The following is an 8,066-nucleotide window of genomic DNA, read 5'->3' on the forward strand; positions in this document are numbered from 1 at the left end:
GCCTCAGTGTTCGTTTCACACCTTGGGAGAAGGTGTTCTGCCGGGCAGATGTCTGTGAAACTGCTTTGGATGAGATTAAGACCAACAAACCCGACGAGCAATAAGAACCATCGTGATACGAATGTCCCGAGCGTGAGTCCAAGCAATGCTATTCCACCGGCGAGACGGCGCACTTGTAGTTGACACGTTTTTCCCATACAATATTGTTAAAAACACACAATATATTAAGTCTATCGGCGAAGCAATCACCGATATAGGCTGTGTTGAATCGCTGTAAGACGTAGAGATTCACTGTTTGACAAAGCGTTTGATGTTATAGACGACACACATTAGCGCAATCTCACTGAACTCACGGAACCACGAGCGCGCTCGCACGGCGAAGCCAAGCGAGCGCTTCACAGCCGAGTTCACAGTTCCAGTCATAGGGCGCTGATTGTAGCGGTTATCGTCGATTCTGGCGTTGTGCGCGTGGTCGTACGGAGCGAAGATACTGTGCTTGATCAGCGGTCTGATGCCGAGTTCGCGTAATCCTTCACGAAGCGATTGCTTGTCGTATCCTTTATAAGCGGCGAGAGACCGCAGATCGGCCGCGTTGAGGCCGATCTCTCCGGTTATTTGTGACATCTCTTTGAGCAGGTCGATCGTCATGCGGTACGATGAATCGAGGTAAATCCGCAGACGGTGAAGGGAAACGAGTGCATAGTCGACGAATCCGCCGCCACCTTCTGGGTCAGCGGATTCGCCTCCATCGCCAGTAACTCTTTGAGCAACCGGGACAACTTCCCCGATGAAGATGAAGAACTGCGTCATGAACAATCGCATTCTCCCGCTTCAACTCCTTTGATTTAGCGGCCTACCTCGCTGCTGTATGGCAATTCAACACAGCCCGTTTTGATGACTGTTCCACTTCATGCTGGGGAGCCAAGTGACCGGACAGCGCTGAAAAAATAATTTTGTTTAGGAGACGTACTTTCCATACAGTACGGTCGCCGGAACCTACTCAAGGCCTGGTAGAATCGAGGTAGCCGACACAGCTGTTATAATTTAAGCGCCTAGGACATGATGAGCGGCAATGGACCCACTCAGTACGAATAGTACTCTCAGATATACTCAATCAACTCAGCAATTGAGTCGACGACATCCTCCGGCCGATACGCAAACCTTGTGAGTTCGTCTCGGTCGGTCGATCCAGTAAGCACGAGGTACGTGGTCAAGCCAGCCTCAATACCGGCCACAACATCAGTGTCCATGCGATCCCCTACCATCGCTGTGGATGCAGAGTGTGCTCCAATTCGGTTTAGTCCACTTCGGATCATGACCGGATTGGGCTTTCCAACGAAATACGGTTCTTTTCCAGTGGCTTCCGTGAGGAGCGCGGCAACAGAGCCAGTAGCCGGAAGCGGACCTTCTGGCGAGGGTCCTGTCGCGTCCGGATTCGTTGCGACAAACCGTGCGCCTTGGTCGATTAGTTGGACGGCCCGCGTGATATTCTGGAATGAGTACGTGCGGCTCTCACCGAGAACAACAAAATCTGGGTTGGTATCGGTCAGAGTGTAGCCGACTTTGTGGAGTGCGGTCTTCAGTCCGGCTTCACCAATAACGTAGGCCGACGCATTTGGAACCTGATTTGACAGAAACTGTGCTGTAGCCACGGCCGAAGTCCAGATTTGTTCTTCTTGGACGTTGAGACCGACATCTGAAAGGCGTGCCGATAGGTCACGTCGTGTGTAAATTGAATTATTGGTGAGTACCAGAAACTCCTGTTTTTGTTCCTGAAGACGACCGATGAACTCCTCAGCCCCCGGGAGAGCAACCTCCTCATGGATTAGTACCCCATCCATGTCAAGGAGCCACGCTTCGGGTTGTTCCTCTGTATCAGGCATCTTCCTAGTAGAATGTTTGTCGCCAGTAGTAGATTATATTTCCCCTATAAATAGACCTGAATATTACTTGGCTTGATATTCTCAGTGTTGATTGTAGAATTGTGCTTCCATTACATTTTTATGAAATAATGACTAATTTGCGGTATGGCATTTGAAACAGATCCTGTGTGCGTGTCGTCAAACACCAGTCTGAACCGAGAGAAACGCTCCTGACTGAAGCGAATGAAGAGGTTCCCAAGCAAGTGAACCACACACTCGCGACTACATCATGATACGCACACTACTCAGCAGCATCAAAGAGAATCTCATTTTCGTCGTCGTCGCATCACTGGCTACTGGTCTCGCGTTTGGCCAGGTTGCGAGCTCGAAGACAACAGCCATGTTAGAGGCCGCAGTTATCCCGATTCTATTACTGATGATCTATCCGATGATGATCAACATCGATCTTCAGGAGGTCATCAAAGTTCGTGAGCACGCTGGACCGGTTGGGCTAAGTCTACTAGTTAACTTTGGGTTAGCTCCGATACTGGCGGTCGGTCTTGCACGTGGATTCTTTAGTGGAAACATTGAGTATGCTATCGGTCTATACTTTATTGCGCTTATCCCCACCTCTGGGATGACTGCCGCGTGGACTGGCCTCGCTGATGGTGATCTGGAAGCAGCACTCGTTGCGATGGCGGTTAACCTACTAGCTGCAGTCGTGATTCTCCCAATGTATTTATCGGTGCTTGTGCCTGCCAACGTTGGATTCGATCCCTCAGCGCTATATCAACAACTCGCACAGATCGTCGTCGTGCCAATGATTGCTGGAAATCTCACTCGACGGGTGTTACTCTGGCGGTACACTACAAGAGAATTTAAACAACTCAAACCTGTGTTCGGAGGATTATCATCGCTTGGTGTGATGCTAATTGTGTTCGTGGCGATGACAATGCGGTCCACTCAGATCCTCGCAGATCCGATTACATCAATAAGCACAGTTATCCCCTTAGTGGTCTTTTACGCATTAATCATCGGGAGCGCTGCAGGCTTGGGCCAGATCCTGCTTGACCCTGCACGTGGGATTGCGCTGGTCTATGCTACCAGTATGCGCAATCTTTCGATCGCATTGGCCGTCGTCGTTGCCGCAGATACAGTCCCTCCCGCCGCGATTCTGCCGATAGCACTCGCCTATGTTATACAACCACCATTAGGTGCAGTCTATATGCATTACCGGCGTGACATCGTTGACGAGGGTCTCTCCATACGCGAAGTAATCACACAGATTATCTAAGTCGCAACATTTTATCCCGAAGATTGAACACCCGACGAGAGATTTGGTGTGACAGACACGCCAACAGGATCAATTCCTCATACTAGGTCATTCAGTTTTATTACATATTTCATCGAAGTCGCTGATGAGTTGGTCCATTTTCACGTACCAGTTGGTGAGTGTTCTATACATATCGCTGGCGGCCTCTTTTGGATCCGTGACAGAATATTGGTGATAGTAGCCGCCGTCATCGTAATTTATCTGTTCTTCTTCGATAAGCCCGGTTCTGAGTAGCCGCTGAATAGATCGATACACCGTTGAGCGGCCACAGCTGATTTTTTCCGCGACATCGTCCACCGTGAGCGGTTCACTCGACGACGCAATTTGCTGATAACATTCTTTGTCCAGCTCGGTGTGGTCATAAAAACAGCTAAGTAAAGCCTCACATGCCATTTCCCGCTCAAGTTGTTCGGAAATGGAATCGATCATACAGTAATAATCTATGTACTGAGATCAGTTAGTAGTTATGTGAGAAACGACCAATAGTATAAATCTGATAATCGTTAATTGAATTTGTATTTAGCAGCATAGCTCCCAATACTGATGGATTAATCAACTAGGAGGAAATGTGGTCTAACTCTGCGTAGAGTGGTTATGTATGTATATTGCACTACTCACAAGTATTATTGTCTGTAGCGTATCTAAAAGAGAATATGAGCGTAGCACTCGGAGTAATCGATGCATCGATTGGTGATACTCCTGCAGAAGCGAACCTGCGTCGAGAGCTTGATGCGGATATTACCGTATACAAGCTAAGTGAAGGCGAGTTCCCGCCGTCGAAATCTGCGTCCGAATGGGAGTTCGATGGTATCATCATTAGTGGATCTCAGACCTCAGTATACGATGATTATGACTGGATTCACGAGGCGACAGAGTGGGTTCGCCGGGTTCACCACGTTGGCATCCCAATTCTCGGTATTTGTTGGGGCCACCAGTTCCTCGCACAGGCGTTAGGCGGACGTGTCGTTGATATGGGTGAGTATGAGCTCGGATACGAGCGGATCAGACGCCTTGGGGACGATCCTCTTTTCGAAGAGTTCGCTGATGAATTCACCAGTTTTGAAACCCACTCTGACCGAGTCGCAGAGCTCCCCCCGGGTGCGACGACCCTCGCACGCAATAACTACGGGGTACAAGCCTTCCGCGTCGGAAGCACCTACGGCGTGCAGTTCCACCCCGAGTACGACCGCGAGACTGCGGTTTGGGTGACCGAGAGGAAAAACCTCCCAGACGAACGGATACGCTCCGTTCTTGATGGAATCACCGATGAATCAGTTGAGGCGGCACGAGAAAGCAAGAAAATCTTCGAAAACTTCCGAGGCCTTGTCGAAACTCACCAGCCTGTCCAGCAGATCTGACTGTAGTCATGCTGAGATTGGCTGCCCACAATAAACTTCTCTGTTGAATCCGCAGAAGGCGACAGGTCTGAATCATTCTGTACGCTGTTCAGAACCGCTGTCAAGAGAATTCGGAAATAGAATCTTGGCAGAGAGAGCGAGGACCAAGGTCACTGGGTAAATCGATCCAACTCCTCGACGATGAAGAGTGAGATGATCGCTTCTTCAGAGATCGTGATCCTCGTGCCGTCATGGGATTCAACAGAGCATAATAAATACATCTCGGTGGATGGTATCGATCCCTTCTGTTCGTTAGTGTCTGAACCCTCTCCTTCGAGAGGTACACCAGACGACACAAGCCCGTACGCAACCGAGGAAGGCTATGATCGAGTCACTTCTTCGAATTGATGTTGTACTTTTTGTTCTCATCGGTGTGCTCGGCGGCGCACACTGTATCGGGATGTGCGGGCCACTTGTGACAATGTATTCGAAGCAGATGACGCCGCAGTCTGACGGAGGAACGGTGACGGCCAACGACGGACGTGCCAGTCATCTTACAACCTACGAGGTTCGCCAGCACTTCCTGTTCAATGCCGGCCGAGCGACCACCTACGCGATTCTTGGGGCTGCCTTCGGCGCGCTTGGGAGCGTCGTGTTCGTCACTGCTGACCAGCTGACACCGATCGCTGACCTCCTGCGAGGTGTTGTCGGTCTTGCGGTCGGAGGATTCATCGTGGCGACAGGCTTTCGGTACGTCATCGGTGGAAGCGGGGGCGATATTCGTATCCCTGGCGTCCAGAACGTCACATCGTGGCTCGCAACGAGAGTTCACCGGCACGTCAACAGCCCGAGCATTGTTGGTCTCGGAGCCGTCCATACGTTTCTTCCTTGCCCGATGCTGTATCCCGCGTATCTGTTCGCCTTCGCGAGTGGCTCTCCGATCACCGGTGGAATCGCTCTCGGTGCCCTCGGTATTGGGACGATTCCGGCCGTCTTCCTCTATGGGACGATTATCCAGTCGATCGACGTTGCTCACCGGCGACGCGTTCATCGGCTACTTGGTCTGGTGTTCGTCGTGTTAGGATACGTGCTGTTCGCGCACGGATTGATGGCACTCGGTGTTCACCTTCCCCACCCGATGTTCCCGCATTACCAGCCACTCGGGGGCGCAATGGCGCACTGACCGAGCACTGGATCTTTAATGACTCAAGACAGGCGACAGGCTCCATTGACCTCCTCCCGCGCCTGAAGATGCGGGAATCCCGCCACGGGATTTCGGGCCGAGCGTTCGCCCGACCCTACGGTTTCAAGACGCATACGTTCCAAGCGTCGCTTGCTGGACTTCAGCATCGGCTTGGCTGTCTTGTGGCGCGGTCAAACGCGCCCCATCCTCAGCCGAGTCATCGTCGTTCGGGTGTTCTCTGGAACGACTCTCTCCGCTGAGGTAGCGGTCTGCGATGTTCACCGCTCCGTTCACGTCCGCTTGGTACTCGCCCACCCAGCAAGCGTCGTTCGTACATATCAACAACTACGATGCCGAAAAGGACGGTAGTTGACCTCCCGGAACCAAAGAACTGTCACGCGGTGGCCACTCGTTCGAGGTCGTCGACGAGCCGTTCGATGTCGGTTCGCGGGCCCCGTGTGTACGCCCGTTCGATGATCCCTTGCTTATTGGCGAGGATGATGAGCCCGTAGTGCGGGAAACGATACTCAAGATTCTCGATGTCGTCTGCCGGTTGCTTCTCGATCTTCAGACCAAAGTGCTCATCGTGTATCTCTTGGGCCCGGTCATAGGTCTCTGGGCGAAGGAAGTGCCAGTTACCTGCATCGAGGTTGACCCCCTGCTGCGCGGCGTACTCACGAAGTGTCTCTGCGGTGTCACGTTCGGGATCAAACGTGATAGGGAGAAATGCGACTTGGTTACCGTACCCCTCCTCGGCGGCAACTTCCTGCCCACGACGGAGTCGGAGAATAAGTGCTGGACACACTCCGTCCGGACAGTTGGTGTAAAATGATGTCCACAGCACCGCGCGTTCCCCTTCGAACTGGGCCGTCGATATCTCTTCGCCGCGGATCGGATCGGGGACGGTGAACTCAGGCATTTCGTCACCGTGGCTCGGGAATGACGCCTCGCTGAGGTCTCGCTCTGGTGGTCCGAGAACGGTTCCTTCGGCGCCACTAGTGCCAAGAACGCCAAGACAGCCGGCAGTGCCGGCGGTGACTCCTGCGACGCCAGCAGTTTTACAGAAACTCCGTCGGTCCATACGTTCGCGTATCGGTCCCGCGGTCTTGAGGTATCTGGTGTGACCCTCGAACGCGTCGATTGCGTCCAATCTGAGTGGGTCCGGCCAGTCAGCTTCTCACTCGAAGAGGCTGTCGACGGTCCGAATGAACCGGTCGACAAGCCGGTCTGGCAGCGAGGGCGACACCACCTCAAGCAACGCAGCCGTGCGGTCCGGGCGGGTCAGCGTGATCGTCATCGGCCGGTCGTCGGACTTCGTGACGATTCCCGCGTCGCTGAGGTTCGAGACGTGCCACGAGACCGTGCTCCGCGCGAGGTCCAACTCTGTGGTGAGTGTTTCCGGGCGAAGAGGACCGTCCGCATGGAGCCGCAGGACGATATTGCGCGCGGTCTCACGTCGGAGAAATGCGAGCGCGCGTCGTTCCCACGGGTCGAAGGTGGGATCGAAGTAGTGCGCTCGACCACCGATCCGTTCGACAACCAACTCCTCATTGTTCACCAGCCGCCGGAGGTGATACTGCGCCTGTCCGGTGGCGATGTCCAGATCGCGTTCCACCTGGTTGAAGTGGACGCCGGGCGTCTCGCGGACGTGTCGTCGCACCCGATCTCTGGTCGTCGCCATCGTGAGTATTCGCTCGTAATCGACTGAGTGATAAAATCTGTCGGGGCGTTCCACTCGGACGGGAACGTTTCATCCCGTGTCTTCTTATTACTCCTAACGTATACTGGCCGGTGTCGTGATCGCATCGCTCATTTCCCGGACCGTCTTCCCGGCGCTTGTGCCACTCACCGTCCAAGGGTCGCCCGTGCTACTGGCCGTCATCGCATGCGCCGGGATCGGAACCGGTGCGCTGTTTCTCGTGAGTCTCGTCGCGTATCGACGCCGCCAAACCGGCCAGTACCGACTGATTAGCGCCGCGATCGGTGTGCTTGTTCTGCGGTCACTGGTCGGTGCCGGGACCGTGTTAGGGATCGTCCCGATGCCGATTCATCACTTCGTCGAACACAGCCTCGATTTCCTGATTGCCGCGATGGTTCTGTATGCCGTGTACGCGTACGCGCCGGGCTCGCTCCATGACAGCACCACCGCGGACTGACTCGACTAGACCCAATCGCAACGGTGCCCGCGCTGCGACAATCAATGATCGCCTCCCTCTCGGTCCGTCCGGTTCGTCCACTCAGTTTTCCGCCTGTCGAATCCCTTCGATCAGGGTGCGATCGATCGCCTCATAGGGCCGTGTTGAATCGCTGTAAGGCGTTGGAATTCACTGTTTGACGAGGCGTTTGATGTT

General features: G+C 53.6%; 10 protein-coding genes and 1 pseudogene. 4 read left to right on the plus strand and 7 right to left on the minus strand.

Annotated features, from left to right (window positions below; genetic code table 11):
• The 3 genes from ACFQMF_RS15080 to ACFQMF_RS15090 all read right to left on the minus strand — a co-directional run.
• Positions 1 to 197: YgaP family membrane protein (locus ACFQMF_RS15080; RefSeq protein WP_379792239.1), on the minus strand; the 197-nt coding region annotated here is incomplete at its 3' end.
• Positions 198 to 288: 91 nt separating this feature from the next.
• Positions 289 to 810: a hypothetical protein gene (locus tag ACFQMF_RS15085; protein WP_379792241.1), complete on the minus strand. Its 522-nt coding sequence runs from the start codon at positions 808 to 810 to the stop codon at positions 289 to 291.
• Between the two features lie 290 nt (positions 811 to 1,100).
• The gene (locus tag ACFQMF_RS15090) at positions 1,101 to 1,883 is read right to left on the minus strand and encodes an HAD-IIA family hydrolase (protein ID WP_379792243.1); all 783 of its coding nucleotides are present in this window, start codon (positions 1,881 to 1,883) and stop codon (positions 1,101 to 1,103) included.
• A gap of 268 nt (positions 1,884 to 2,151) precedes the next feature.
• On the opposite strand from ACFQMF_RS15090, the gene ACFQMF_RS15095 reads away from it, so the two are divergent.
• Positions 2,152 to 3,156: an arsenic resistance protein gene (locus ACFQMF_RS15095; protein WP_379792245.1), complete on the plus strand. Its 1,005-nt coding sequence runs from the start codon at positions 2,152 to 2,154 to the stop codon at positions 3,154 to 3,156.
• Positions 3,157 to 3,243: 87 nt separating this feature from the next.
• Here the strand turns inward: ACFQMF_RS15095 and ACFQMF_RS15100 are convergent, their stop codons facing one another.
• Entirely contained in the window at positions 3,244 to 3,624 is a 381-nt protein-coding gene (locus tag ACFQMF_RS15100) for a helix-turn-helix domain-containing protein (protein ID WP_379792247.1), read from the minus strand.
• Between the two features lie 224 nt (positions 3,625 to 3,848).
• Here ACFQMF_RS15100 and ACFQMF_RS15105 point away from each other — a divergent pair, with 224 nt between their 5' ends.
• Both ACFQMF_RS15105 and ACFQMF_RS15110 read left to right on the plus strand, forming a co-directional pair.
• Positions 3,849 to 4,553: a type 1 glutamine amidotransferase gene (locus tag ACFQMF_RS15105; protein WP_379792249.1), complete on the plus strand. Its 705-nt coding sequence runs from the start codon at positions 3,849 to 3,851 to the stop codon at positions 4,551 to 4,553.
• Between the two features lie 361 nt (positions 4,554 to 4,914).
• The gene (locus tag ACFQMF_RS15110) at positions 4,915 to 5,715 is read left to right on the plus strand and encodes a sulfite exporter TauE/SafE family protein (RefSeq protein ID WP_379792251.1); all 801 of its coding nucleotides are present in this window, start codon (positions 4,915 to 4,917) and stop codon (positions 5,713 to 5,715) included.
• Between the two features lie 123 nt (positions 5,716 to 5,838).
• Here ACFQMF_RS15110 and ACFQMF_RS15115 read toward each other — a convergent pair.
• From ACFQMF_RS15115 to ACFQMF_RS15125, 3 genes and pseudogenes are all read right to left on the minus strand, one after another.
• Positions 5,839 to 6,051 (minus strand): annotated as a pseudogene (locus ACFQMF_RS15115) (RNA-guided endonuclease TnpB family protein); the annotation flags it as partial.
• Positions 6,052 to 6,109: 58 nt separating this feature from the next.
• Positions 6,110 to 6,796: an SCO family protein gene (locus ACFQMF_RS15120; RefSeq protein WP_379792253.1), complete on the minus strand. Its 687-nt coding sequence runs from the start codon at positions 6,794 to 6,796 to the stop codon at positions 6,110 to 6,112.
• A gap of 96 nt (positions 6,797 to 6,892) precedes the next feature.
• Positions 6,893 to 7,396, minus strand: coding sequence for a winged helix-turn-helix transcriptional regulator (locus ACFQMF_RS15125; protein ID WP_379792256.1), 504 nt, complete (start codon positions 7,394 to 7,396; stop codon positions 6,893 to 6,895).
• A 115-nt stretch (positions 7,397 to 7,511) separates the two neighbouring features.
• Here ACFQMF_RS15125 and ACFQMF_RS15130 point away from each other — a divergent pair, with 115 nt between their 5' ends.
• Complete coding sequence (locus ACFQMF_RS15130; protein WP_379792255.1) at positions 7,512 to 7,871, plus strand: DUF7471 family protein; 360 nt, start codon at positions 7,512 to 7,514, stop codon at positions 7,869 to 7,871.
• The last annotated feature ends 195 nt before the right edge of the window (positions 7,872 to 8,066 follow it).

The organism is Halorubrum rutilum, from assembly GCF_042665015.1.
Classification (GTDB): Archaea; Halobacteriota; Halobacteria; order Halobacteriales; family Haloferacaceae; genus Halorubrum; species Halorubrum rutilum.